Source organism: Pseudoneobacillus rhizolycopersici (assembly GCF_054786815.1).
This window is the reverse complement of the sequence record NZ_JBTOOE010000004.1, coordinates 155,296-178,742: the sequence shown is the minus strand read 5'-3', so window position 1 is coordinate 178,742 and position 23,447 is coordinate 155,296. Positions and strand designations below refer to the sequence as shown.

Genomic DNA, 23,447 nt, shown 5'->3' with positions numbered 1-23,447 from the left:
GTTTTGCTAGGTAAATTTAATCCCGGACTTCTCCCTGAAGTACAGTTTGTATGTCCCAATAGGTGGTTGGTTATATTAACGATATACTTTTTAATAACTGGGGGATTGAAATGAATTTACAATCAGGGACCTATTATTGGCCCACTACTTTTCCTGATGCTCCATCATACCCAACTTTGGAAGAAGACCTGTCTTGTGATGTCTTAATCATTGGGGGTGGGAGCTCTGGGGCACAGTGTGCTTATTATCTTGCTAATGCTAATTTAGATGTAGCTGTCATTGAAAAATCAACCATTGGCAGTGGGAGTACTAGTGCGAATACAGCTCTCCTTCAATACTCCGGCGAAAAAATGTTTACAGATATGATCCATACATTTGGCACAGATTACATAAATAGGCATTTACAATTACTAAAGGAAGCCATTAATGAGATTGAAGTAGCTTCAAAAACTGTCACGATAGAATGTGAATTTAACAGGAGAGATACTCTATATTCTGCTAGCTGTGCAGAGGATGTTGAACGCCTAAAAAAGGAATATGAATTTTTAAAGCAGCATGATTGTGAACTTGCTTTTTTAACAAAGGAAGAGATTGAAGCAAAATATCCTTTTAGCAGGGACGCTGCTATTTATTCGTACAATGATGCTGAAATCAACCCATTCCGATTCACCCATGCCCTATTGGATTACGCTGTAAGTAAAGGAGTCCGTGTCTATGAAAATACGGAGATGAACGGTCGTTATTATGATAAACAACGAGGAAAGATGATGGTTTCTACCAAGAATGGGTGCTCGATCCAAGCACGCTATATTATTTTTGCAGCAGGTTATGAAGGACTTGAAATCAAAAAAGAGAAAAAGGCCTCCTATGTAAGCACCTATACGGTAACGACCAATCCAGTCGAAGACCTCTCCGAATGGTATAACAGGACACTTATTTGGGAAACGGCTCGCCCCTATTTATTTATGCGTACAACTAGAGATAACCGGATCATCATAGGCGGACTAGATGATAATACGACATACCCTGAAGATCGTGATAGTAAACTGATTCACAAAAAGAATCAACTAATGGAAGAATTTAACAACATGTTTCCCAATATTAATGTACAACCAGAATATTACTTATCTGCGTTTTATGGAGGAATAGTGGACGGCATTCCGATTATTGGTAAATATGAAGAATATCCTAATTGCTATTTTCTTTTTGCCTTTGGTGATAATGGAACGGTTTATAGTCAAATGTTATCAAAGATCATTGTACAGGAGATTGTTGAAGGAAATTGTCCGGATTTAGCTCTATATTTACAAGAACGTCCTTTGCTCAACAAAGGCTGAACAAATGGGAACGGATTCGCTCCCATTTTTCTTTTTTATCATCAGATGTAACGTTGGTTAAATTGAGGTGATTATGGTTAAATAGGAAATGAGAAATGATGAAGGATGAGATGGATGGCGATTTCGGTAGAGCAGCTTTTACAGAAGATGGAGAGTGAATTACATAAGGCCAAGCAGGCACAGGGTTCGGCGAAATTGCGCGAACATGTTCACTCGATTAAAATATTGACGGAACTCATTTTAGAAGAAAAGAGTGGTGGCGAAACGATTGTGGTTTCCGCACCAATGCCTCAGGTTGCACCGGTTTCTTCACTGACGACGAAAAAGCTCAATGAAGAAGATGCCAACGGGGAGTCATTGTTTGATTTTTAGAAGGGAGATTGTGAGAATATGAAGCTGTTTATTATTTTAGGAGCATTGAATGCGTTTCTTTCGGTTGCGTTGGGTGCGTTTGGGGCGCATGGATTAGAAGGGAAGCTAGAGCCGAAGTATTTGGAAACGTGGAAAACGGGTGTTACGTACCAGATGTTTCACGCGACTGGCTTGTTGATTGTTGGTGTCCTTTTAGGAAAGTTGCCGGCCAATGCACTGCTTACTTGGTCAGGCTGGTTGATGTTTATTGGAATTCTACTATTCTCCGGTAGCTTGTATGTGTTAAGTTTGACGAAAATTAGTATTTTAGGAGCCATTACCCCGTTGGGTGGGCTAGCATTTTTAGCAGCGTGGTTATTATTGATCGTGGTTGCGGTGAAGTATTTGTAAAAAAAAGCGGAAGCACTCCATTTCGGAGCGATTCCGCTTTTTTGTTGTCGATCGGGGCTGACCGGGCCAATCTCTCATTACCGTGGTGGAAAGTTGCTCAAGCTAGGTCCACCTGTGGCATATGGATATTCGTATTCGATTTCTTCGTCAAAGGTAACGTAATCTAAGTAAATCATCGGCAGAAGGATGCGTTGGCCGGTTTGTGGATCGCTTAGGATGAGGTGGTCGCGCCCAGCTGCTTCGATGAGGCCTTTGAATATTTTGGCATTCCACTGCGAGTTGTTTTCAAATGTAGCATACACGGTGACAAGCTTACCTTTGTTGAGGCGGAGTATGTTCTCGATATACGATTCCTCAATAGGTAGCATTCCCGGCATAAATTCACCTGTGGCTGGTGAGGCAGTTGTTGTTTTTTGGCCAAACCCCATAGTTCCTCCAGTTTGCGTCGGTGGAAAATTGAATTGAGGCTGCTGCCCATAAAATTGCCCCGGCTGCTGCTGCTGTTGCTGCTGCGGAAATTGCCCGCCTTGATAGGGCTGATAACCAGGAAATTGGTTAGGATTGTACATAGCTTTCCCTCCTAGGAATGTATTCATTTTAACCATTTGGGCTTAAACCAAATGGATATAGCCTGCTTAAACCCACTAACTGATATGTATGAGCCTAGGAAGAAAGTTATGACAAAAAAGAGTCCATGTACGATGGACTCTTTTAAAATTAAATATTAAATTTCTAAAAATTTTCCGACTCCATCTTCGCCTAAAATATGACCAACAAAGAAGGCGCCAAACTCGCCATAGCGTGCGCTTACTTCATCAAAGCGCATTTCATAAACAAGCTTTTTAAACTGAAGAACATCGTCTGCGAAAAGGGTAACGCCCCATTCGTAATCGTCAAAACCAACAGAGCCGGTAATGATTTGCTTTACTTTTCCAGCATAGCCGCGGCCGATCATGCCATGGCTGCGCATCATCCGTTTGCGCTCATCCATCGGTAGCATGTACCAGTTATCTTCGCCTTGACGCTTTTTATCCATTGGATAGAAGCAGACGTACTTGGCTTTTGGTAAAATGGGATACAAGCGTGCCAGAATTTCCGGGCTTTGATACGGGTCTTGGCCAGCTGGCAAGTAATTGCTTAGCTCGACAACAGACACGTAGGAATGCGCTGGAATGAGGTATTCTGCTAGCTTCGATTTATTAAATTCAGTTTCGATTTCATTTAATTCTTCCATCGTTGGGCGCAAGATCATCATCATTAAATCCGCTTTTTGACCAACGATCGAATAGAGGGCATGGCTGCCTTCCTTCTTCGTTTGTGTGCTATTCCATTTTTCCACTAGATTTAAAAACTCGTGAATCGCACTTTGGCGCTCATCGTCGGAAAGCATCTTCCAAGAAGTCCAATCAACAGAGCGGAAATCATGCAGGCAATACCAGCCGTCAAGGGTTTGTGCTGCTTCAGACATATGTATCACTCCTATAAATCTTTTCTAGCAGGCTCTTTTCGTAACCTTTGTTCCTTACGTACATGCAACATTGTATGCGAAAATAGCCACTATCTAACTATATCATAGTTTCACCAGAAGGCACGTTTATAAACACCCGAAAATAGTTTATTCGCATTTGGGGTAGAATAAGCTAGGTGAGGAATTTTTACAAAATAGTGAATTTTATAGTGGAAACTTTGAAAAAACGGGTGGAAAGATTATCCTTATAGTGAGAGGTATTTAGGAGGTTATTTAGATGAGTGATTTATTTGCAGCGTTAAAAACAAAGGTGTCGGGAAAAGGGATGAAGATTGTCTTTCCGGAAGGCACCGATGAGCGTATATTGCGGGCAACAAGCCGTTTGGCGTCAGAAAATATTTTAATACCGATTTTAATAGGAAATGAGACCGAAATTAAAGATAAAGCTGCTGAGCTCGGCATTAGTCTGGCCGGAGTGGAAATTTACGACCCGTATTCTTATGAGGCCTTTAATGAACTCGTCACTTCGTTCATTGAAAGACGCAAGGGCAAGGCAACAGAAGATGAAGCGCGTAAAATTTTAGTCGATGAAAATTATTTTGGCACGATGCTTGTACATACGGAGCATGCACATGGTTTGGTGAGCGGTGCGACCCACTCTACCGCCGATACGGTGCGCCCGGCCCTGCAAATTATTAAAACAAAAGAAGGCGTTAAAAAGACGTCGGGTGTGTTTATCATGGTTCGCGGTGAGGAGAAATATGTCTTTGCCGATTGCGCGATCAATATTTCACCAGACAGCCAGGATTTAGCGGAGATTGCGATTGAAAGCGCGAAAACGGCGGAAATGTTTGACCTCGAGCCGCGTGTGGCGATGTTAAGCTTTTCAACAAAAGGCTCGGCGAAATCACCGGAAACGGAAAGGGTTGAGGCTGCAGTGGAGGAGGCAAAACGCCGCAATCCACAGCTTGTGTTGGACGGCGAATTCCAATTTGATGCGGCATTTGTGCCATCGGTGGCGAAGTCAAAAGCACCTGGCTCTGTGATCCAAGGCGATGCCAATGTATTTATTTTCCCGAGCTTAGAAGCAGGTAATATCGGTTATAAAATTGCCCAACGCCTTGGCGGCTTCGAGGCAGTTGGCCCCATTTTGCAGGGCCTGAACAAACCGGTCAACGACCTATCGCGCGGCTGCAACGAAGAAGACGTCTACAAACTAGCCTTAATCACCGCTGGGCAAGCATTATAATTGCTTTTTTTGGGTGAGGAACTCATCTGGAAGGGGCATGGCTGCGTTGAGAAGGGCAAAGCTCGTTCGAAGGAAGGCCGTTTAAAAAGGAAAAAGCTCGCTAAAAAAGGGTAAAGGCCATCTCGACTGATGTCGGGCTGGCCTTTTTTGCCGGGTTTTTACCCAAAAGAGCAAATTAAAGAAGGTTATCGAACCGAATGGGGTGGATATCGAACTAAATTGGGAGGATATCAAACTAATTGGACTAGATATCAAACTTTTTTAGTTATATATCAAACGCTTTTAAGGAGATATCAAACGATTTCAGCTAGATATCAAACTTTTTCACAGAACTGTCACAATTGGCCAGACTCTTCGAACAGATATTTACCTTTTTGGGGAAGATATTTACCTCTTCCAAACGTATATTTACCTCCTCCGACAGGATATTTACCTTTCCTAAGCACATATTTACTTTTTTCACCATTCCGCCACAATTTGCCCCACCCATCTCTAGGAAAACGCAAAATTTGTTATACTAAAAAAAAACGAAATGAAGGGAACCAACGAAATGGATCTATTACAACAAGCCGAGTGGCGGATTATTGACCAATCGAGCCTAGGGCCGTATTTTCACGCGCTGCAATCGTTCGGCACCGATGATGCGTTATGCGAATCGGTTGGCGGCGGTACCGCTCCGTCCACAGCGCGTTCGTGGGTACATCCGAAAACGATTGTGCTCGGAATTCAAGATACGAAGCTACCTTTTTTACAGAAAGGGCTCGACTACCTGGAGGGGCAAGGCTATCAATATATTGTGCGGAACTCAGGCGGCTTGGCGGTCGTGCTAGATGAAGGGGTCCTTAATCTGACGCTGATTTTCCGCGAAGCGGAACGGAAAATTGATATTGATAGTGGCTATGAGGCGATGTGGAAATGTGTGAAGGAAATGTTTGCTGATTTTCCAGTTACGATTGAAGCGCGCGAAATAGTAGGTTCCTATTGTCCGGGAGGCTATGATTTAAGTATCGACGGTAAAAAATTCGCCGGCATTTCCCAGCGGCGCTTGCGTAATGGCGTAGCGGTGCAAATCTATTTATGTGTAGCCGGGAGTGGCTCAGAACGTGCGGCGTTGATACGAAAATTTTACCAACTAGCAAAAGGTGATGAACAAACAAAATTTCACTACCCGGAGATTGATCCGCAGGTAATGGCCTCGCTTTCGGAATTGTTAGCGGTTGAAATGACAATCTCTGATGTGATGCTACGGTTGTTGACGACCTTGAAGGAGCATAGTAGCCGGATTTTCGCCGGAGGTTTGACCCCTGAGGAACTAGTGCGGTTTGATTATTATTTCGAGCGGGTCGTCTTGCGCAATGCCAATATGCTCGGGCTGGAATAACGCATGAAGGGCCTGTCCAATCGTCATAGGATTGGGCAGGCCCTTTGTTAAAGGATGTTGCAAAGTTTCTCTCTCCGAAAATACCTCTATTTTTCTAGGAAAATTATCTAGATTCGCTCGATAGCCACCCTTGATTTGTCAGGGCAAAATGAGCCATCCTTCACTACTCAGCTACTTTTTCCAAGTTGCCGTTGCGGTCCATTTTGAATTTGGTGGCTGGACGCTCTTCTTCTTCGAACAGGACTAGTTTTCTAGCACGGTTCATGATTTTCATAAGTGTTTCGTAATCTTCTTGGACGATGTCGGATTGTTCTTCTAATTGCTTAACTTTTGCCTCCAGTTCGGCGTTGCGCTTTTGTAAGGTTGCATTTTCAAGCGATAATCTTTGATTCTCGATTTTTAAGGCGTCCTTTTGCAAGCTAGATTGGCCAACGGTTTGTAAGTATTGAATCACCATGTCCATCGTGAGTGCTGAAGAATCGGCTCTTACGTATGCTCGAGCGGCTGGCGTTGGTGCTGGTACTGGTGCTGGTGCCGATGTTGGCGTTTCATCTGGAGTGCTGACTTCCTCGGCCTCTACCATATTCATCTCGCCGATTTCTATCTCTAACTCTTCTAGCGGAGTAACAGGAGGCGTATATAATAGTTTCTTCTTGCCGCCTTGCTCCTTGCCGAGGATACGATTCTTTTGCTTGCGTTGCTTTTTGGAAAGTTGAAGTGCCTTTTCATAGCGGTGGCGCACAACGGCATTCCAACGGAATCCACAGGCTGCGGAGGTGCGGTTTAGCTTGTCGCCCACTTCTTCGAAGGCATTCAGCTGTGTGCTGCCCTCGCGAACATGCCTTAACACCGTTTCGGCTAGTAATAAATCATCTTCTTCAGTCCATGCATCTTGTCTTACTTTCATGAAATTCAACTCCTATTGCATCGTTTTTTTAATAACTTGAAAGAAAGCCCTATTGATAAATTGCTAATTTCAAAAGGTTTCTTTGACTATAGTTTCATCATCACCAACATTCCGTTGTTTTATACTAGATAGCGATAGAATTTTTTAAGATTGCTATGGTCAGCCCCATCATGTTGCATTAGTGGGAAAGAAACGGTAAAATACGCATAGCAGAATATTTCACGAGCGAACGTGCAAGTGGCACGATGAATATTTTTTACCGAAAGGGTTGTAATCAAAATGGCAAACGAATTCCGTGTTTGCGATGACTGCATGGCGGTCAATTTAAAAACACTTATACCGAAACTGCAGAAAATGGATCCGGATGCAAAAATTGAGATTGGCTGCCAATCTTACTGCGGTCCTGGGCGGAAAAAAACCTTTGCCTTCGTCAATAATCGTCCGGTCGCGGCGATGACTGAGGATGAACTGATGGATAAGGTAGAGAAAAAATTAAAGTAGGTAGACACGAAAAATCACCGATAGAGGGTGGTTTTTTTTGTTATAATAAAAAGAAAAGCCCAAGACGATAGGGCTCTGGGCGCTAGAATTAGACATTGAAAAAAGCGACTTGTGAAAGAGGGGTTAGGATGGGATACGGCACGGAAAAGCTTAGTGAAGAAAAGGTTTTTAAGGATCCTGTGCATCGCTATGTCCATGTTCGCGACCGGGTGATTTGGGATCTTGTTGGGACAAGAGAGTTTCAGCGCCTGCGCCGGATTAAGCAGCTGGGGACAACGTATCTCACCTTTCATGGCGCTGAGCATAGTCGTTTTAATCATTCACTTGGTGTTTATGAGATTATTAGGCGGATTGTCGATGATGTTTTTGAGGGACGACCGGAGTGGAATGAGGGTGAGCGTCTCGTGGCATTATGTGCCGGGTTGCTCCATGATTTGGGACATGGGCCGTTTTCCCATAGTTTCGAGAAGGTTTTTGATTTGGATCATGAGCATTTCACGCAGGCGATTATTTTGGGCAACACGGAGGTAAACGCGGTGCTAGCGCGGGTCGGTGCTGATTTTCCGAAAAAGGTCGCCGAGGTGATTGGGAAGACGTACCCGAATAAGCAGGTCGTCAGCTTGATTTCGAGTCAAATTGATGCCGATCGGATGGATTATTTGCAGCGTGACGCGTATTATACCGGGGTTAGCTATGGACATTTTGATATGGAGCGGATTTTGCGGGTGATGCGTCCGCGCGAGGAGCAGGTTGTCATTAAGCAGAGTGGCATGCATGCGGTCGAGGATTATATTATGAGCCGTTATCAAATGTATTGGCAGGTGTATTTTCACCCGGTCAGTCGCAGTGCTGAAGTGATTTTGACCAAAATTTTACATAGAGCGAAAGAGCTGCATGAAAAATATTATTCTTTCAAACAACATCCAATCCATTTCTATTCTTTGTTTGAGGAAGAGACGAGCTTGGAGGATTATTTAAAGCTGGATGAAGCGGTGATTCTCTATTATTTCCAGATGTGGCAGGAGGAAGAGGACGCCATCTTAAGTGACCTTTGCCGGCGCTTTATGAATCGTAATTTGTTCCAGTATGTGGAATTTGACCCAGCAAAAGAATATAAAAAATTAGCTCAGTTGGCCTTATTATTTAAAAAGTGCGGAATTGATCCGGATTATTATTTGGTGGTCGATTCCTCATCCGATTTGCCGTATGATTTTTACCGGCCGGGTGAAGAAGAGGAAAGACTGCCCATCCAGCTTGTGATGAAAAATGGCGATATTCGCGAGCTTTCCCGCGAGTCTGAGATTGTCGATGCGATTTCGGGTAAAAGAAGAACCGACCATAAGCTGTATTTTCCAGGCGATTTCCTAATGGACCATTCGACGAAGAAAAATACGAAGAAACAAATTTTGGATTTATTGGAGATAGATTTGAAGTAGGAGATGACGATTGTGCTAAAGGATCACGCCAAACTGATGTATGCGATTCTTGCGACCGGGGAGATTACCGGGCGAAAGAAGCTTCAAAAGATGATTTATATTGCCAAAAAGCTGTCGTTTCCGTTCTCGGAGCGGTTCCAGTTTCACTTTTACGGCCCTTACTCGGAGGAGCTGACGCTGCGCGTGGAGGAGCTAAGTAATTTGGGTTTTATCGAGGAGATTTGGGAGAAGAAGGGCGGCTATTATCAGTATCGCTATTCGTTGACTGAAACCGGTAAAGAGTTTTTGAGTTTAAATGAGATTGATATGCCATGTTTAACAGATTGCCTATTGGATATGAATGAGCAAAATGCTAGATTCCTTGAGCTTGTGTCGACGGTGCTGTATTTTGAAGGTTTGACTCGTGCGGAAGTGGCTGAGAAAATTTTTACTTTGAAAAGCAAGCAGAAGTACACGGAAGATGAGATAGATGAGGCGTATGCTTATATTGATGCGTTGAAGGAAAAAGTGCAGTGAATGCCTTGGGAAAACCGCTAGATTAGAAAAAGCTAAGCCCTTCGTGTGGGGCTTAGCTTTTGTTTTGGTTGGCTTAAGGCTTGGGAAATAGGTTATTCCTCGTCGCTTAGGCGTTTTCCAGCAACGGCATAGTGGTTTTTCGTCATTTCGTCGATGAAGACGACGACTTTTTCGGCGGGTGCGCCGGTTGTTTCGCTGACGGCAGCGGTTACTTTTTCAACAAGCGCCTTTTTTTGCTCTTCCGTACGGCCTGCTAGCATTTTAACTGTTACATATGGCATCGTAGTAGATTCTCCTTTTGCTTGAAATTTTGCGTGTTTGTGCAGCGTTCATTCATTTAGTAGTCTTCCATATCTTCGGAAAGAAATCAAGGGCTAAGCTGAGGTGACTTCGCAACATTTTCCATTGTAGTCACTTTTATGTATAATCTTAGTAAGTAGATTAGCGCTTTGGCTAGGAAGAAGAGGGGTGGATGAGTGGATTTTTTAGCATACTCTATAAAGGAAATACCATTTGTTGCAATTACCTTAATGATTGCGTTCTCAGTGCATGAGTTTGCACATGCTTACGTTGCGTATAAATTTGGCGATGATACGGCAGCGAAACAGGGCCGTTTGACGTTAAATCCGTTGAAGCATCTTGACCCGATTGGAACGATATTGATTTTTATTGCCGGGTTCGGGTGGGCACGCCCTGTTCCGGTCAATCGCTTTTTCTTTAAAAATCCGCGCTTGGCAGGGATTTTGGTGTCAGTGGCGGGGCCGGTTAGCAATCTTTTATTAGCCAGTATTGGTTTTTTGGTAGCTCATGGGGTTGCCGCCTTTGGTGTGACGGGTCAGTTTTTGACAGGGCTTTACGGGTTTTTAGATGTGTTTATTTGGTTAAATTTAGTGTTGTTTGTGTTTAATCTATTGCCGCTGCCGCCGTTGGATGGCTATCGGATTATTGAAGATTTATCACCTCGTCATGTCCGTGCCAAAATGACGCAATATGAGGTGTATGGCTCGCTGATTTTTTTAATTCTCGTGTTGACGCCTTTGGACCAATATACGATTCGTCCGGTCTTTCAAACGGTGATTCCGATTGTGTGGAGAGGTTTGAATGGATTCTTTTCGGGGATTTTTGGATTATAGTTGAAAGGAGTTTTTTTGAGTGGAGGAAAAAAAGAAGAAGGTCGGCTTTAATATTATTAAAAATGATTCGACGGATGGCCACGGTGGATTCGGGGTTGGAGCGTTGAGTTTAAATAATGTGTCACCGGTGATTGTCGATGTGGAGGCGGGGACGGCTTCGATTGAAATAGGCGCGATGCATGCCCGCAGTGATGTCGAGAAAGGGATTAAGTTTTTACCGAAAAAAGAGGACATTCCAGGCGGTGTCGGCAAGGCGTATTGGATCGTTTGGGTAACGATTGATCGGAGAGTGGAGGGGCCGTATTATGCTGGCGTAACCGCCTGTGAGATGACGGTCAATCGGGAATCGCGCCGCGGCTACAAATCGCTACCAGAGCATGTGAACTATTTAGATAAGTCCATTAAGCGGAAAATTATCGTAGACCATATGGATGAAGTTTCGAAAAAGGTGCTTGGCGAGTTCCTAAAGGGTCATAATGAAGAGATTTGGGCAAATTCTCCTGATGAACTAAAGAAAGCACTAGGAGTCGAGTAGAAAAAAAGTTTTTTTAGAAAAATATAAAGGCTTGATGATTCGTGCAAAAAAAAGTAAACTTAAGACAGCATGGACAAAAAGCGTACATGTAAAACTAGGACACGAAAAACCTCGGAGGCGAACCTCCGAGGTTTTTCATTTTCCTTTAACGCGTTAAAGCGTGTGGGGACAGTCCCGCTCCACTTTAACGCGTTAAAGCAGGGCGGGACAGTCCCCACATTTATTAATGCGTTAATGTGTTAAAGTCCCCAGATTTTTTTGTACCATGGTTTTTTCTTTGGTTTGGTTTTTGGTTTTTCTTTGATGATGGTATGGCTTAGGTGGTCGGTGCAATAGTCCGTTGGTTCGGTACCGGCGACAAAGTAAGTGTAGCGCTTGACCGGGCAATCAGGAGAAGCGAGCTTGCCATTGGCAGGGTTCAGGTACACACCGACGACTCCATCTTTTGGCTGTTTGAAATGTTTAATAGGTTCGTCCTTTAAGGCATTTTCCATAAAGTGAATCCAAATATTTTTTGCGTACATTTTTTCCACGGTTAGATCAATTGGTTTTCCAACGTCATAACCGGTCCAAATCGCCGAAACGAGCTGCGGCGTGTAGCCAACCATCCAGCTGTCAGTTTCGGTTGTCCCCGATTTTCCAGCATATGGTCTGGTCATGTGCTTAATGACCGTGCTCCCGGTGACACTGGTATAACCGTTAAGCTTAGGGTCAAAAATCCCACTCATCATTTGCGTCATCACAAAGGCTTGCTTCGGATTCAGGACGGTTTCGTTTTGCGGTTTATTTTCATAAATTACATCACCATGGCGGTTTTCGACCCGAGTGATGAAGACTGGCTGAACTTTTTTACCACCATTAGCAAAATGACTATAGGCATTTGCCATTTCTAAGACGCGAACCCCTGATGTTCCAAGCGCAAGGGAAGGGAGTTTCGCCATTTTCGACTGAATGCCAAAGCGCTTGGCGGTTTCTACCAAAACCTCTTCTCCAAGGAAAAGATGGGTCTTTACGGCAATGACATTGTCAGAAACCGCAAGAGCTTGAGTGAGTGGAATTTCGGCGTTGGCATAATTACTATTAAAATTATGCGGTGAATAATCCGGTCTTCCATCCGGAAATTTAAACGTGGTCGGCTCACTGCGCATCATCGTGGACGGGGTGAATCCTTCCTCGAGAGCGGCATAGTATAAAAGCGGTTTAATCGTTGAACCGGGCTGACGTACAGCCTGAATCGCTCGGTTAAAGGGGCTTTTTTCATAATCGCGCCCACCAACCATCGCTTTAACGTGACCGTCTTTTGGATTCATCGCTACCAGCCCGACTTCAATTTCTGAATCGTTCGAAATGAGGTTGGCGATTGTTTGCTCGGCCACCTCCTGTTGTTTCAGGTCGAGGGTGGTAAAAACTTTTAGGCCACCTAGCTCAATCGTGCGTTCGTCAATTCCAAGTTGATTTTTAAGTGAGTTGCGAACCGCATCTTGATAGTAAGGAGCGATTTCCTTTCGAGCATGCGGGTATTTTCCGATATAGGTGAGTTTCTCCGCTGCCGCAGCTTCTGCTTCTGTTTTGGTTATGAGCTTCTGCTCGACCATTGTATGGAGAATGATTTTTTGACGAAATTTTGCTTTTTCTTCTGAGTTGAGTGGTGAATAGATGCTAGGACCTTTTGGAACCCCGGCAAGCATCGTGCTCTCAGCAAGATTCAGCTGGTCGGCATTTTTGCCAAAAAAGTACTGGCTGGCCGCTTGAACACCATAAGCTCCATGCCCATAATAAATCGTATTTAAATAGCCTTCGAGAATTTGCTCCTTAGAGTAATTCATTTCGAGGCGAATCGTGTAGAAGGCTTCCATGAGTTTCCGCTTCCAAGTTTTATCATGTTCGAGGTAAAGATTTCGCGCATATTGTTGCGAGATAGTGCTCGCACCTTGGACTTTGGCCAGAGCGCGGATGTCGGCAAGGATGGCACCAGCAATTCGCTTATAATCAAAACCATTATGTTGGTAGAATTTTTGGTCCTCAATTGCAACGGCCGCTTCCTTGAGTGGAGCTGCGATTTTGTCAATAGAAACCCAGTAGCGTTTCTGCCCGTTGTTGCTTTCGCCGATGACCTCGCCATCGGTAGAATAGTACAAGGTTGATTGCGGAACAGCCAACTCAGGCGGACCTAGAATTTTCGCGTAAATCAACACACCAACAAAAAGTAAAATCGAAAGCGCCAACCCAATTAAACTAATAAAAAACAGCGCCCGCAAAACCTTCATCGTCCTCCGAAACCGCTGATCCGTCATCAACTCCATAAACAAACTCCCCCCTTTATCAACAAGACCCTTTAACGCGGTGAAGTATGTGGGGACAGTCCCCACACGCTTTAACGCGGTGAAGTGCTGGGGGACTGTCCCCCGGCGCTTTAAAGTGTTAAAGTATTTTTCCGTTTCTCTAGAATTTGTCTATTAACTAGTATGAAATTTTTGGTAGGGTTTTAAACGTTTTCCGGTGGAGAAAAATTTTTCTTGCTTTTTTGTTGGGTTCATTTATACTTTTCTTCGTTATGTATTTGCAAGTTTAGGGAAATAGTATGGAAGATGGTAGAATGAAGAAATAAATCAAATACTTTTAGTAGGAAAGGAAGATGAAGAATGGGTCTTTGGTTTACAGAGAAACAAACAGATAACTTTGGTATCACAATGAAGGTGAAACAAACTTTACATACAGAGCAAACAGATTTTCAAATGTTAGAAATGGTAGAAACAGAAGAATGGGGTAACATGCTATTACTTGATGGCATGGTTATGACTTCCATCAAAGATGAGTTCGTTTACCACGAGATGGTAGCTCACGTTCCGTTATTCACGCACCCGAATCCGGAAAACGTTCTAGTTGTTGGCGGTGGCGATGGCGGGGTTATCCGTGAAGTGCTCAAGCATCCTAGCGTGAAGAAAGCTACATTAGTAGATATCGATGGCAAGGTAATCGAGTATTCAAAGAAATTCTTACCTGAGATTGCAGGAAAATTAGACGATCCACGCGTGGATGTGCAGGTGGACGATGGCTTCATGCATATCGCAAAAAGCGAAAATGAGTATGACGTAATCATGGTTGACTCAACTGAACCGGTTGGACCTGCTGTCAATCTTTTTACAAAAGGATTTTATGCCGGAATTGCGAAAGCATTAAAGGAAGACGGAATTTTCGTTGCACAATCGGACAACCCTTGGTTTAAGGCTGATTTGATCCGCCAAGTCCAAAAGGATGTAAAAGAGATTTTCAATATTACCAAGCTGTATATCGCAAATATCCCAACATACCCAAGTGGCATGTGGGCATTCACAATCGGTTCTAAAGTTTACAATCCATTGGAAGTTAGCGACGAGCGCTTCCATGAAATTGACACGAAGTATTACACGAAAGAGCTTCATAAAGCAGCATTCGTGCTACCGAAATTTGTAAAAGATTTAGTGGAGTAAAAAATTGTGGTGCCTGTCACCATCTAGACTTAGGAGTCACTTTTTAAAAAGTGACTCCGCTTTTCGTCATTAAGAATTTATGCTGTTTTAAAGATAAATGTTTTTTAGTATCTATTGATTGCAGCGGAAGGCTAGTGCGAGTGCCTGCAGCGAAAATCAACAATCCATTTTATTACAACTAAAAATATTAGAAGCGAGGGATTTTGAAGATGCGTTTTGACGAAGCTTATTCTGGCAATGTTTTTATTAAAAGTTACCCTAACTACGAAGAAAGCCAAGCCGTTCTTTATGGAATGCCGATGGATTGGACGGTAAGTTACCGTCCTGGTTCCCGTTTTGGCCCGGCGCGTATTCGTGAAGTTTCAATCGGCCTTGAAGAGTACAGCGCCTATTTAGATCGTGAGTTAGAGGATGTCAAATATTTCGATGCCGGCGATATTCCACTACCGTTCGGAAATGCACAGCGCAGCTTGGACTTGATTGAAGAATTTGTTCACAAGTTGCTAGCAGATGGCAAGTTCCCACTTGGTATGGGTGGCGAGCATTTAGTTTCTTGGCCTGTCATGAAAGCTGTTTTTAAAAAATATCCAGATCTCGCAATTATCCATATGGACGCCCATACCGATTTACGTGAAAACTATGAAGGTGAGCCACTTTCCCATTCGACGCCGATTCGTAAAATTGCTGAGCTCATTGGACCTAGCAACGTATATTCCTTCGGGATTCGCTCTGGAATGAAGGAAGAGTTTGAATGGGCCAAGAGCGTTGGTATGCATATATCTAAATTTGACGTTCATCAGCCGTTAAAGGAGATCCTGCCTAAGTTGGCTGGACGACCGGTCTACGTCACGATTGATATCGACGTATTAGACCCGGCACACGCTCCTGGAACAGGAACTGTTGACGCAGGTGGGATCACTTCAAAAGAATTACTCGCATCGATTCACGAAATTGCTCGCTCTAACGTGAAAGTAGTCGGCGCCGACCTCGTTGAAGTCGCACCAATCTACGACAATTCCGAACAAACGGCTAACACAGCAAGTAAACTCATCCGCGAAATGCTCCTTGGCTGGGTAAAATAACATAGTGAAGCTAACGCTTTAGCGCTTTAAAGCATGTGGGGACAGTCCCCGAGTACTTTAAAGCGTTAAAGTGTTTGTGTATGATGATGGGGGAGGTTTGATTATGGAGATGCCGGTGCGTATTTCGGTGCGGACGACGATTTCCCAAGCTGATGGGGAGCGGGAGTCTTTTGAGCTGGTGACGTTTGGTCGATTTTTTCGAAAAGGGGCTGCTTATTATCTTCTTTATGAAGAGGTTATGGACGTTGGCAAGATAAAAACATCGGTGAAGTTTACGGAAACGGAAGCGCTTATACTTCGAAGTGGTGCGGTCAATATGCGCCTTGCGTTCGGGATCAATCGACGGATGAAGGGTCATTATGAAACCCCATATGGCACCATGGACACGATGACTAAGACGCGAAAACTTCAGCACCACCAAACTAACCCATCACGAGGAAGTCTTGATCTCGAGTACGATTTTTGGCTACAAGAAGATCAAGCAGGTACCTATCATATGGAAATCAGTTATCAAAAGGAGGAGGAAACCCCTCAATGAATATTGTTGAGCAAATGCAAAACAAGCTAAAGCAAGAAATTAAGGCGGCTGTCATCAAAGCCGGGCTTGCGTCAGAAGAGCAAATTCCTGATGTCATTCTCGAAACGCCGAAGGATAAAGCCCATGGCGACTATTCAACAAACATGGCGATGCAGTTGTCACGTGTCGCAAAAAAAGCGCCAAAATTAATTGCTGAGCAATTGATCGAAAACCTAGATACGCAGCAGGCTTCGATTGAAAAGGTCGAAATCGCGGGCCCTGGCTTTATTAATTTTTACATGAATAATCACTACTTAACCGACCTAATCCCAACTGTCATTGAATTTGACAGCAAATATGGTGAAACAACGGTTGGTCAAAATCAAAAAATCCAAGTCGAGTTTGTTTCGGCGAACCCGACAGGCGACCTGCATCTAGGACATGCCCGCGGCGCTGCCGTTGGCGATTCGCTATGTAATATTCTGGAAAAAGCTGGTTACGACGTGAGCCGCGAGTATTACATTAATGATGCCGGAAACCAAATCAATAATCTAGCGCGTTCTGTCGAGGCTCGTTATTTCCAAGCGCTCGGCCTCGATAAGCCGATGCCGGAAGACGGCTACCATGGCGAGGATATTATCGGAATCGGTAAGAAACTTGCGGAGGAATTCGGCAACAAATATGTCGAAGTCGATGAACAAGAGCGCTTTGACTTTTTCCGTGACTATGGACTTAAGTACGAAATGGCGAAACTGAAGCAGGATCTCGAAGATTTCCGTGTCGGCTTCGATGTTTGGTATTCGGAAACATCCCTTTATCACAATGGTAAAATTGATACTGCCTTAGCAGCCCTTCGCGAAAACGGTCATCTCTACGAAGAGGACGGGGCGACATGGTTCCGTTCCACAGAGCTGGGCGATGACAAAAACCGTGTGTTAATCAAGCAAGACGGCAGTTACACGTACCTTACTCCGGACATTGCTTACCACAAGGATAAGCTAGAGCGTGGCTTCCAAAAGCTAATCAATATTTGGGGTGCTGACCACCACGGCTATATTCCGCGGATGAAGGCAGCAATCGAGGCGCTAGGCTATGGTCGCGATGCACTTGAAGTGGAAATCATCCAGCTCGTTCATCTTTATAAGAACGGTGAAAAAATGAAGATGAGCAAGCGGACAGGAAAAGCGGTGACGATGCGTGACCTTGTGGAAGAAGTCGGCTTAGATGCAGTGCGTTACTTCTTTGCAATGCGCAGTGCGGATACGCATATGGACTTTGACCTTGACTTGGCCGTGTCGCAATCAAACGAAAATCCGGTTTATTATGCTCAGTACGCGCATGCACGGATTTCGAGCATTCTCCGCTCCGGGGAAGAGCAAGGATTCACGTTCGATCGTGACGCCAATTTTAGCCTGATTGAAACGGAAAAGGAAATCGATGTGTTAAAGAAAATCGGTGAATTCCCGCTGGCGGTTGGTGAAGCGGCGCAGAAACGCATGCCACACCGAATCACCAACTATATCTTTGAATTAGCATCCGCTTTCCATAGCTTCTACAACGCTGACAAGGTGCTCGATGGTGAAAATCCGGAGCGCACGAAGGCTCGTCTAGCGCTTGTAAAGGCAGTGCAAATTACCTTAAAAAATGCCCTTGCATTAATTGGGGTTTCAGCACCAGAAAAAATGTAATGAAAAAATGGATGGAGCTTCGTTAGAGGCACCATCCATTTGTTTTTAAATGACTTCATCTCGATAAATATGGTGTAATTGCAAATGGTCCTTGCTATTCACGACCGCATCTGCCCTGTACTCTAAAACCTCCGGATGGAAGTGAAATAAATCCGATAAGTTCTTCGGCAGTGTCCGGTTGTAAACCTTGCACGCTGGAATCTGGTTAGGAATCGCTCGCTTAGCCCCTAAGTGGAAGCCCCAATCGTCAAAGGAAGGGATGATCGTGTGGTAGCCTTTTGTATGAAAGCCAGCTGCCTCCATAGTCCGGCCGATGCTCCAATAAACGGTTGGCGATTCATCAAGCGAGAAGGATTGGCAAACTAGGAATCCGCGATCATTTAAACAGCGATATAAAGTTTTAAATACTTCCACCGTGTAAAGGTTAGCCAGCACAGCCTCTGAAGGATCCGGAAAATCGACGATAATCACATCATAGGTTTTGAGATTTTTTTTCAAAAAAACGAGCGCATCCATCGCATGAACTTGAACGCGATGGTCGTACATCGAACGCTGGTTCAACTCGACCATTTCCGGAACATTTCTCGCTACATCCAGCACCTCGTCGTCAATATCGACCAGATCAACACTTTTCACATCCTTATATTTCAACACCTCGCGCAAGGCAAGGCCATCACCGCCACCTACGATGAGCACACGCTTACGCTCACTTGCAAGCGACATCGGCACGTGCACGAATGCTTCGTGATAAATTCGCTCATCAACGGAACTAAATTGAAGCTGACCGTTTAAATACATACGAATGTCTTGAGTTGAAACAACATCAATTTGTTGATAGGGACTTTTGCCTTGATATAAATTTTTGTGTTTACCGCTTTTGACCATTTTTAAAGAAATTCTGTCCCATGATGAGTTTCCATACGGGTCCATAGTAGTCGGCTGCGTCATCTTTTCCTGTTTCCTCACCGGATGGTGATGAGCCGGTTTTGCCTCATTCTGAAGCCGATCCGATAGCCAAATCCGTGATGGGGAGTAACCCATTTCCATCTTCCTTCCTCCTCTAAATCTAAACATTTAAGATATTCTATTACAGAACGAAGAAAAGGCCTGTATAAATACCCAGCTCCCCCAAGTTTATTTCAACTCCATTAGGCAGGTACCTCTATTAGATAGATTCCCTTGATAGAGTGTAATCCCCCCGGTTTAGTCGTGGATTTTACTATCATTAGGACAACATTCGACCTATCAAGCCATATTCTATTAAAACGAAAAGTCGAAGGGGGGCCAAAAGGTGGAATATCAGACATTTGGTCGGCATATTCTTGCCGATGTGTGGGGCGTAGAGTTCAATCGAATTAATGATCTTGAGTTTTTGAAAGAGCATATGTGTCGGGCTGCCGAAAAATGTGGAGCAAAGATTTTAGGGATGGAGTTTGAGGCGTTTCAACCGTGCGGTGTGACGGTGTTAATTTTACTATCAGAAAGTCATTTGTCGATTCATACTTATCCGGAAAAGGGCTTTGCTGCCATCGACGGCTATACTTGTGGCAAGTGTGTGGACCCGGAGGTGGCGGTTCGCTATTTGTTGTCCATCTTGGAACCGCAAACCGTTTATTCCTGCAAGATTGTCCGTGGAACGGGAAAATTGGAGATTACAGAAGAAGGTGCCTAACATGGGCACCTTTCTTTATAAAAGGCTCTTTTCGTAAACTTTGTTGCTTACGTGCATTATGAAGTTCATTTGCAAAGTCTCCAGGCGATTTTCTCATACTTTTTTACGAAAAGATGCCCACGAATCAATATTTTATACGGTTGAAAGAACTTTTACGAAAACAACAATGTATGCGAAAATAGCCTTATAAAAATAATGAAAAGGCACTGGCTACTTTTTCTTTCGTGCTGCGCCATAGATTTGGTTGGTTGAGCTCTTCTAGGGTAAGGGGCTTAGAATTCTTAAAATCCTGTGCAATCATTTCTTTGAACTTGCTGATAAAATTTTGATCATACAAATAGCAGTTGATTTCATAATTTAAATAGAAACTACGCTTGTCAAAATTGGCAGTGCCGATGTCGCAAAATTCGTCATCGATGATAATAATTTTGGCATGATAAAAACCGTTTAAAAATTGGTACACTTCAACGTTTTTTTCAAGTAATAATATCCGGAAGAACGGGAAGGAGGCTTCCTTCACTAAAATATGGTCGCTCATTTTTGGGACAAGGATTTTTACGGTAACCCCTCGTTTCGCCGCCATAAGTAGAGCCCGAAGTAATCTCGGTGTTGGGATGAAATAGGGGGTACCAATGGTGACGGATGTTTTAGCCGATGCGATAAATCGGATGAAGTCAGGTTCTAGACGCACGGCCTCAGTTGGGACTATTCTGTGCTCAACGGGCCCGGATGGCGGGTTTGGAAAATAACGGTAGTCCTCCTGTAGATCATGTTTCGTCGCTTCTTGCCAGTTCAGCAAAAATTCTTTTTGGATGTCCGCTACCCCTTGCCCGGCAATTTTTAAATGATAGTCTCGCCAAGGAGTCAGCTTAGGGTCGCGATTAACGTATTCATTGCCAATATTGTAGCCGCCAAGGTAGCCAATCGCCCCATCGATTACCGTGATTTTGCGATGATTGCGGACTTGCAAGCTGTAAAACAAGTAGGGCAGTTTGGGTTTATGGGAAAAAGCAAATTCACCGCCTGCTTCTTTCAGTTGGCGAATCAATTGGCGGTCGGCCTTAAGACTTCCGAGCGCGTCTAGGAGTAGTCGGACCTCGACACCTTCCTGAGCTTTCGTAATTAATAGTTTGAAAAACTGTCTGCTGATGGCATCTTTTTTAGCAATATAAAAGGAAATATGGATATGTTTCGTTGCCTTTGCGATTTCATGAAAAAAATCAGCAAATAAGATTTCGCCATTATTGAATATCTCCACATGGCTAAGCCGTGTCGGGGTTGCGGGTGGAGAGAAGGTTTTCAAATGGCGCCTTCGACCAAGGTAATAGTCGATTATCAACCAGAAAATGATGAGATAAATAATTCCAAAGATACTGAAGGTAATATTCATCAGAATCGACCCCCTTGTTTTTAGTACTTACTAGTATTTACATTTGTCGCTAAAATATTTGAAAAGAAATGGTTGACTGAATGCTCATTCACCATATAATTAAAAGTAGGAATAAGATTCAGAAGATTTAATTGTTTAAAAATATTAAATGAATGGGGAATATTTTTAAAAGGGGAGGCACGGCCATGTTGTTATGGGTGAACTTCATTGCGTTCTTAATTGTAACCGCTTACGCAGTTAGTTTGTTCTTGTATGTGGTGAAAACGAGAATTCAATTTATCAAGCTCGGAAAAAAGGTTGAGTTTGATCATAAGGTGAAGGAACGTTTAGAGAAGATTTGGGTGAACGTTTTCGGCCAGAAGAAGCTGTTAAAGGATAAGAAGAGCGGAATTATTCACGTTATGTTTTTTTATGGATTTATCCTTGTTCAGTTTGGCGCCATTGATTTTATTTGGAAGGGGCTTAAGCCTGGCTCGCATTTGCCGTTAGGGCCGTTGTATGCTGGCTTTACGTTTTTTCAAGAAATCGTGACGATGATGATTTTGGTCGCGGTCGTATGGGCGTTCTACCGCCGATACATGGAAAAATTGGTCCGCTTAAAGCGCGGTTTTAAAAATGGCCTCGTGCTGCTGTTTATCGGTGGCTTGATGTTGTCAGTGTTGGTTGGCAACGGAATGGGTATGATTTGGCACGGTCATGAGGGAACTTGGACAGAGCCAATTGCTTCATTGATTGCCGGTGCATTTGCTGGCATTGGCGAAACGGCTTCGATTGTCGTTTTCTATGTTGCTTGGTGGATTCATTTATTGTTTTTATTAGCGTTCTTAGTGTATGTGCCACAATCGAAGCATGCTCACTTAATTGCAGGGCCAGCGAATGTTTATTTTAACCGTTTGGAAAAACCGGGGAAGTTGGCAAAAATTGATTTTGAAGACGAGTCACAGGAGAGCTTTGGCGTCGGTAAAATTGAAGACTTTACGCAACACCAATTGATTGACCTGTATGCTTGCGTGGAGTGTGGTCGCTGTACGAGTATGTGTCCGGCTACGGGGACGGGGAAAATGCTGTCACCGATGGACTTAATTGTGAAAATGCGTGATCATTTAACGAATCATGGGGCAGCGGTGACGCGGAAGCAGCCTTGGGTGCCGACGTTTGCGTTTAGTGGCACGAAGGGGAATCAGATTGCGTTGGCAGCAACAGGAGCTGGGGTCGAAGAATCGGCTGCTGGGTTGGCGTATAGTCCGAGCTTGATCGGTGAGGTTATTACCGAAGAAGAAATTTGGGCTTGTACGACTTGTCGGAACTGTGAGGACCAATGTCCGGTGATGAACGAGCATGTTGATAAAATTATTGATTTACGCCGTTATTTAGTTTTAACCGAAGGAAAGATGGATGGGGATGCGCAGCGGGCGATGACAAATATCGAGCGCCAAGGCAATCCGTGGGGCTTAAACCGGAAACAGCGTGAAGACTGGCGTGAGGCTCGCGAGGATGTCTTCATTCCGACGGTGAAGGAATTGAAGAAAGCTGGCGAGGAGTTCGAATATTTATTCTGGGTTGGTTCGATGGGTTCTTACGACAATCGCAGCCAGAAGATTGCCTTATCATTCGCGAAGTTGATGAATGAAGCAGGCGTGAAGTTTGCCATCCTAGGGAATAAAGAGAAAAACTCTGGGGATACGCCGCGTCGACTAGGGAATGAGTTCTTGTTCCAAGAGTTTGCAACGAAAAATATTGAGGAGTTTGAGGATGCGGGCGTGACGAAGATTGTGACGATTGATCCGCATGCTTACAATACCTTTAAAAATGAGTATCCAGACTTTGGGCTAAAGGCGGAAGTGTTCCACCATACCGAAGTGTTGGCACAGCTGGTGGAAGAGGGTCGATTAGTTCCACAGTTTGCGGTGAATGAGACGATTACGTTCCATGATTCTTGTTATTTAGGACGATACAACGAAGTGTACGACCCGCCACGTGAGATCTTAAAGGCGATTCCGGGCGTGAAGCTAGTGGAAATGGAGCGCAACCGCGAAACAGGGATGTGCTGCGGCGCCGGCGGTGGGTTGATGTGGATGGAAGAGCATACCGGAAACCGTATCAACGTAACTCGTACCGAGCAAGCTTTGGCTGTTAGCCCGACGATGATTAGCTCAGGCTGTCCATACTGCCTAACAATGCTATCAGATGGTACCAAAGCCAAGGAAGTCGAAGAAAAGGTGAGCACCTACGACATCGCCGAAATCCTCGAAAAATCCGTCATCGGCGAACAACAAACAGCCTAAAATATAGCAAAACAAAAACACTTTAGTGCTTTAAAGTATGTGTATTTTTTAAAGCACTAAAGCGCATTAACGCTTTAGCGCTTTAAAAAACTTGGGGACAGTCCCGCTGTGCTTTAAA

Annotated in this window: 23 protein-coding genes; 16 read left to right on the top strand and 7 right to left on the bottom strand. The window is 44.1% G+C overall.

Annotation, left to right across the window (positions count from 1 at the left end; all coding sequences use genetic code 11):
* Positions 1-110: 110 nt before the first annotated feature.
* The 3 genes from ACX9YW_RS06580 (at position 111) to ACX9YW_RS06570 (ending at position 2,099) form a co-directional block, all read left to right on the top strand.
* Positions 111-1,337: an NAD(P)/FAD-dependent oxidoreductase gene (locus tag ACX9YW_RS06580; RefSeq protein ID WP_460343655.1), complete on the top strand. Its 1,227-nt coding sequence runs from the start codon at positions 111-113 to the stop codon at positions 1,335-1,337.
* Positions 1,338-1,442: 105 nt separating this feature from the next.
* Positions 1,443-1,709, top strand: coding sequence for a YwdI family protein (locus ACX9YW_RS06575; protein ID WP_460343652.1), 267 nt, complete (start codon positions 1,443-1,445; stop codon positions 1,707-1,709).
* Positions 1,710-1,727: 18 nt separating this feature from the next.
* Positions 1,728-2,099: a DUF423 domain-containing protein gene (locus tag ACX9YW_RS06570; protein WP_460343649.1), complete on the top strand. Its 372-nt coding sequence runs from the start codon at positions 1,728-1,730 to the stop codon at positions 2,097-2,099.
* Between the two features lie 77 nt (positions 2,100-2,176).
* Here ACX9YW_RS06570 and gerQ read toward each other — a convergent pair whose 3' ends face one another.
* Together gerQ and hemQ are read right to left on the bottom strand one after the other, a co-directional pair.
* A complete protein-coding gene (gene gerQ / locus ACX9YW_RS06565) occupies positions 2,177-2,668 on the bottom strand; it encodes a spore coat protein GerQ (protein ID WP_460343646.1) in 492 nt (163 codons plus the stop codon).
* 155 nt (positions 2,669-2,823) lie between these two features.
* Positions 2,824-3,567 (bottom strand): hydrogen peroxide-dependent heme synthase, encoded by a 744-nt coding sequence (hemQ, locus tag ACX9YW_RS06560; protein ID WP_460343643.1) that lies wholly within the window; start codon positions 3,565-3,567, stop codon positions 2,824-2,826.
* A 277-nt stretch (positions 3,568-3,844) separates the two neighbouring features.
* Between hemQ and pta the strand changes: the two genes are divergently transcribed.
* Both pta and lipL read left to right on the top strand, forming a co-directional pair.
* A complete protein-coding gene (gene pta / locus ACX9YW_RS06555; protein WP_460343640.1) occupies positions 3,845-4,816 on the top strand; it encodes a phosphate acetyltransferase in 972 nt (323 codons plus the stop codon).
* A 550-nt stretch (positions 4,817-5,366) separates the two neighbouring features.
* Positions 5,367-6,197: an octanoyl-[GcvH]:protein N-octanoyltransferase gene (gene lipL, locus ACX9YW_RS06550; protein WP_460343637.1), complete on the top strand. Its 831-nt coding sequence runs from the start codon at positions 5,367-5,369 to the stop codon at positions 6,195-6,197.
* A 163-nt stretch (positions 6,198-6,360) separates the two neighbouring features.
* Here the strand turns inward: lipL and ACX9YW_RS06545 are convergent, their stop codons facing one another.
* Positions 6,361-7,104 (bottom strand): RsfA family transcriptional regulator, encoded by a 744-nt coding sequence (locus tag ACX9YW_RS06545; protein ID WP_460343634.1) that lies wholly within the window; start codon positions 7,102-7,104, stop codon positions 6,361-6,363.
* A gap of 279 nt (positions 7,105-7,383) precedes the next feature.
* Here ACX9YW_RS06545 and ACX9YW_RS06540 point away from each other — a divergent pair, with 279 nt between their 5' ends.
* From ACX9YW_RS06540 to ACX9YW_RS06530, 3 genes are all read left to right on the top strand, one after another.
* Positions 7,384-7,605: a YuzB family protein gene (locus tag ACX9YW_RS06540; RefSeq protein WP_460343631.1), complete on the top strand. Its 222-nt coding sequence runs from the start codon at positions 7,384-7,386 to the stop codon at positions 7,603-7,605.
* Positions 7,606-7,733: 128 nt separating this feature from the next.
* Complete coding sequence (locus tag ACX9YW_RS06535; protein WP_460343628.1) at positions 7,734-9,041, top strand: HD domain-containing protein; 1,308 nt, start codon at positions 7,734-7,736, stop codon at positions 9,039-9,041.
* Positions 9,042-9,053: 12 nt separating this feature from the next.
* Positions 9,054-9,557, top strand: a complete 504-nt coding sequence (locus ACX9YW_RS06530; protein WP_460343625.1) for a YwgA family protein — start codon at positions 9,054-9,056, stop codon at positions 9,555-9,557.
* Positions 9,558-9,649: 92 nt separating this feature from the next.
* Here the strand turns inward: ACX9YW_RS06530 and thmT are convergent, their stop codons facing one another.
* Complete coding sequence (thmT, locus tag ACX9YW_RS06525; protein WP_460343622.1) at positions 9,650-9,838, bottom strand: 2-hydroxymuconate tautomerase; 189 nt, start codon at positions 9,836-9,838, stop codon at positions 9,650-9,652.
* 249 nt (positions 9,839-10,087) lie between these two features.
* Here thmT and ACX9YW_RS06520 point away from each other — a divergent pair, with 249 nt between their 5' ends.
* Positions 10,088-10,690 (top strand): site-2 protease family protein, encoded by a 603-nt coding sequence (locus ACX9YW_RS06520; protein WP_460343924.1) that lies wholly within the window; start codon positions 10,088-10,090, stop codon positions 10,688-10,690.
* Between the two features lie 19 nt (positions 10,691-10,709).
* Complete coding sequence (locus ACX9YW_RS06515) at positions 10,710-11,225, top strand: YwhD family protein (protein ID WP_460343619.1); 516 nt, start codon at positions 10,710-10,712, stop codon at positions 11,223-11,225.
* A 239-nt stretch (positions 11,226-11,464) separates the two neighbouring features.
* Here ACX9YW_RS06515 and ACX9YW_RS06510 read toward each other — a convergent pair whose 3' ends face one another.
* Entirely contained in the window at positions 11,465-13,528 is a 2,064-nt protein-coding gene (locus tag ACX9YW_RS06510; protein WP_460343616.1) for a transglycosylase domain-containing protein, read from the bottom strand.
* A 339-nt stretch (positions 13,529-13,867) separates the two neighbouring features.
* Between ACX9YW_RS06510 and speE the strand changes: the two genes are divergently transcribed.
* The 4 genes from speE (at position 13,868) to argS (ending at position 17,982) form a co-directional block, all read left to right on the top strand.
* Entirely contained in the window at positions 13,868-14,695 is an 828-nt protein-coding gene (speE, locus tag ACX9YW_RS06505) for a spermidine synthase (RefSeq protein ID WP_460343613.1), read from the top strand.
* A gap of 209 nt (positions 14,696-14,904) precedes the next feature.
* Positions 14,905-15,777 carry an agmatinase gene (speB, locus tag ACX9YW_RS06500; RefSeq protein ID WP_460343922.1) on the top strand — a complete coding sequence of 291 codons (873 nt, stop codon included), beginning with the start codon at positions 14,905-14,907 and terminating at the stop codon, positions 15,775-15,777.
* Between the two features lie 103 nt (positions 15,778-15,880).
* Positions 15,881-16,315 carry a YwiB family protein gene (locus ACX9YW_RS06495; protein WP_460343610.1) on the top strand — a complete coding sequence of 145 codons (435 nt, stop codon included), beginning with the start codon at positions 15,881-15,883 and terminating at the stop codon, positions 16,313-16,315.
* Positions 16,312-17,982 carry an arginine--tRNA ligase gene (argS, locus tag ACX9YW_RS06490; RefSeq protein WP_460343920.1) on the top strand — a complete coding sequence of 557 codons (1,671 nt, stop codon included), beginning with the start codon at positions 16,312-16,314 and terminating at the stop codon, positions 17,980-17,982. Before ACX9YW_RS06495 ends, argS begins: the two co-directional genes overlap by 4 nt.
* Before the next feature lie 45 nt (positions 17,983-18,027).
* Here argS and ACX9YW_RS06485 read toward each other — a convergent pair whose 3' ends face one another.
* Complete coding sequence (locus ACX9YW_RS06485) at positions 18,028-19,029, bottom strand: spermine/spermidine synthase domain-containing protein (protein ID WP_460343607.1); 1,002 nt, start codon at positions 19,027-19,029, stop codon at positions 18,028-18,030.
* Positions 19,030-19,273: 244 nt separating this feature from the next.
* On the opposite strand from ACX9YW_RS06485, the gene speD reads away from it, so the two are divergent.
* On the top strand, positions 19,274-19,654 hold the full coding sequence (speD, locus tag ACX9YW_RS06480; RefSeq protein WP_460343604.1) for an adenosylmethionine decarboxylase: 381 nt from the start codon (positions 19,274-19,276) through the stop codon (positions 19,652-19,654).
* A 184-nt stretch (positions 19,655-19,838) separates the two neighbouring features.
* Here speD and cls read toward each other — a convergent pair whose 3' ends face one another.
* Positions 19,839-21,044 carry a cardiolipin synthase gene (cls, locus tag ACX9YW_RS06475; protein ID WP_460343602.1) on the bottom strand — a complete coding sequence of 402 codons (1,206 nt, stop codon included), beginning with the start codon at positions 21,042-21,044 and terminating at the stop codon, positions 19,839-19,841.
* Between the two features lie 185 nt (positions 21,045-21,229).
* Here cls and ACX9YW_RS06470 point away from each other — a divergent pair, with 185 nt between their 5' ends.
* Complete coding sequence (locus ACX9YW_RS06470; RefSeq protein ID WP_460343599.1) at positions 21,230-23,329, top strand: (Fe-S)-binding protein; 2,100 nt, start codon at positions 21,230-21,232, stop codon at positions 23,327-23,329.
* Positions 23,330-23,447 lie beyond the last annotated feature (118 nt).

Bases quoted from the DNA above. Each gene is read 5' to 3' on its own strand.
- ACX9YW_RS06580 (WP_460343655.1), top strand. From the start codon at position 111: ATGAATTTACAATCAGGGACCTATTATTGGCCCACTACTTTTCCTGAT.
- ACX9YW_RS06575 (WP_460343652.1), top strand. From the start codon at position 1,443: ATGAGATGGATGGCGATTTCGGTAGAGCAGCTTTTACAGAAGATGGAG.
- ACX9YW_RS06570 (WP_460343649.1), top strand. From the start codon at position 1,728: ATGAAGCTGTTTATTATTTTAGGAGCATTGAATGCGTTTCTTTCGGTT.
- gerQ (WP_460343646.1), bottom strand. From the start codon at position 2,668: ATGTACAATCCTAACCAATTTCCTGGTTATCAGCCCTATCAAGGCGGG.
- hemQ (WP_460343643.1), bottom strand. From the start codon at position 3,567: ATGTCTGAAGCAGCACAAACCCTTGACGGCTGGTATTGCCTGCATGAT.
- pta (WP_460343640.1), top strand. From the start codon at position 3,845: ATGAGTGATTTATTTGCAGCGTTAAAAACAAAGGTGTCGGGAAAAGGG.
- lipL (WP_460343637.1), top strand. From the start codon at position 5,367: ATGGATCTATTACAACAAGCCGAGTGGCGGATTATTGACCAATCGAGC.
- ACX9YW_RS06545 (WP_460343634.1), bottom strand. From the start codon at position 7,104: ATGAAAGTAAGACAAGATGCATGGACTGAAGAAGATGATTTATTACTA.
- ACX9YW_RS06540 (WP_460343631.1), top strand. From the start codon at position 7,384: ATGGCAAACGAATTCCGTGTTTGCGATGACTGCATGGCGGTCAATTTA.
- ACX9YW_RS06535 (WP_460343628.1), top strand. From the start codon at position 7,734: ATGGGATACGGCACGGAAAAGCTTAGTGAAGAAAAGGTTTTTAAGGAT.
- thmT (WP_460343622.1), bottom strand. From the start codon at position 9,838: ATGCCATATGTAACAGTTAAAATGCTAGCAGGCCGTACGGAAGAGCAA.
- ACX9YW_RS06520 (WP_460343924.1), top strand. From the start codon at position 10,088: ATGATTGCGTTCTCAGTGCATGAGTTTGCACATGCTTACGTTGCGTAT.
- ACX9YW_RS06510 (WP_460343616.1), bottom strand. From the start codon at position 13,528: ATGGAGTTGATGACGGATCAGCGGTTTCGGAGGACGATGAAGGTTTTG.
- speE (WP_460343613.1), top strand. From the start codon at position 13,868: ATGGGTCTTTGGTTTACAGAGAAACAAACAGATAACTTTGGTATCACA.
- speB (WP_460343922.1), top strand. From the start codon at position 14,905: ATGCGTTTTGACGAAGCTTATTCTGGCAATGTTTTTATTAAAAGTTAC.
- ACX9YW_RS06495 (WP_460343610.1), top strand. From the start codon at position 15,881: ATGGAGATGCCGGTGCGTATTTCGGTGCGGACGACGATTTCCCAAGCT.
- argS (WP_460343920.1), top strand. From the start codon at position 16,312: ATGAATATTGTTGAGCAAATGCAAAACAAGCTAAAGCAAGAAATTAAG.
- ACX9YW_RS06485 (WP_460343607.1), bottom strand. From the start codon at position 19,029: ATGGAAATGGGTTACTCCCCATCACGGATTTGGCTATCGGATCGGCTT.
- cls (WP_460343602.1), bottom strand. From the start codon at position 21,044: ATGAATATTACCTTCAGTATCTTTGGAATTATTTATCTCATCATTTTC.
- ACX9YW_RS06470 (WP_460343599.1), top strand. From the start codon at position 21,230: ATGTTGTTATGGGTGAACTTCATTGCGTTCTTAATTGTAACCGCTTAC.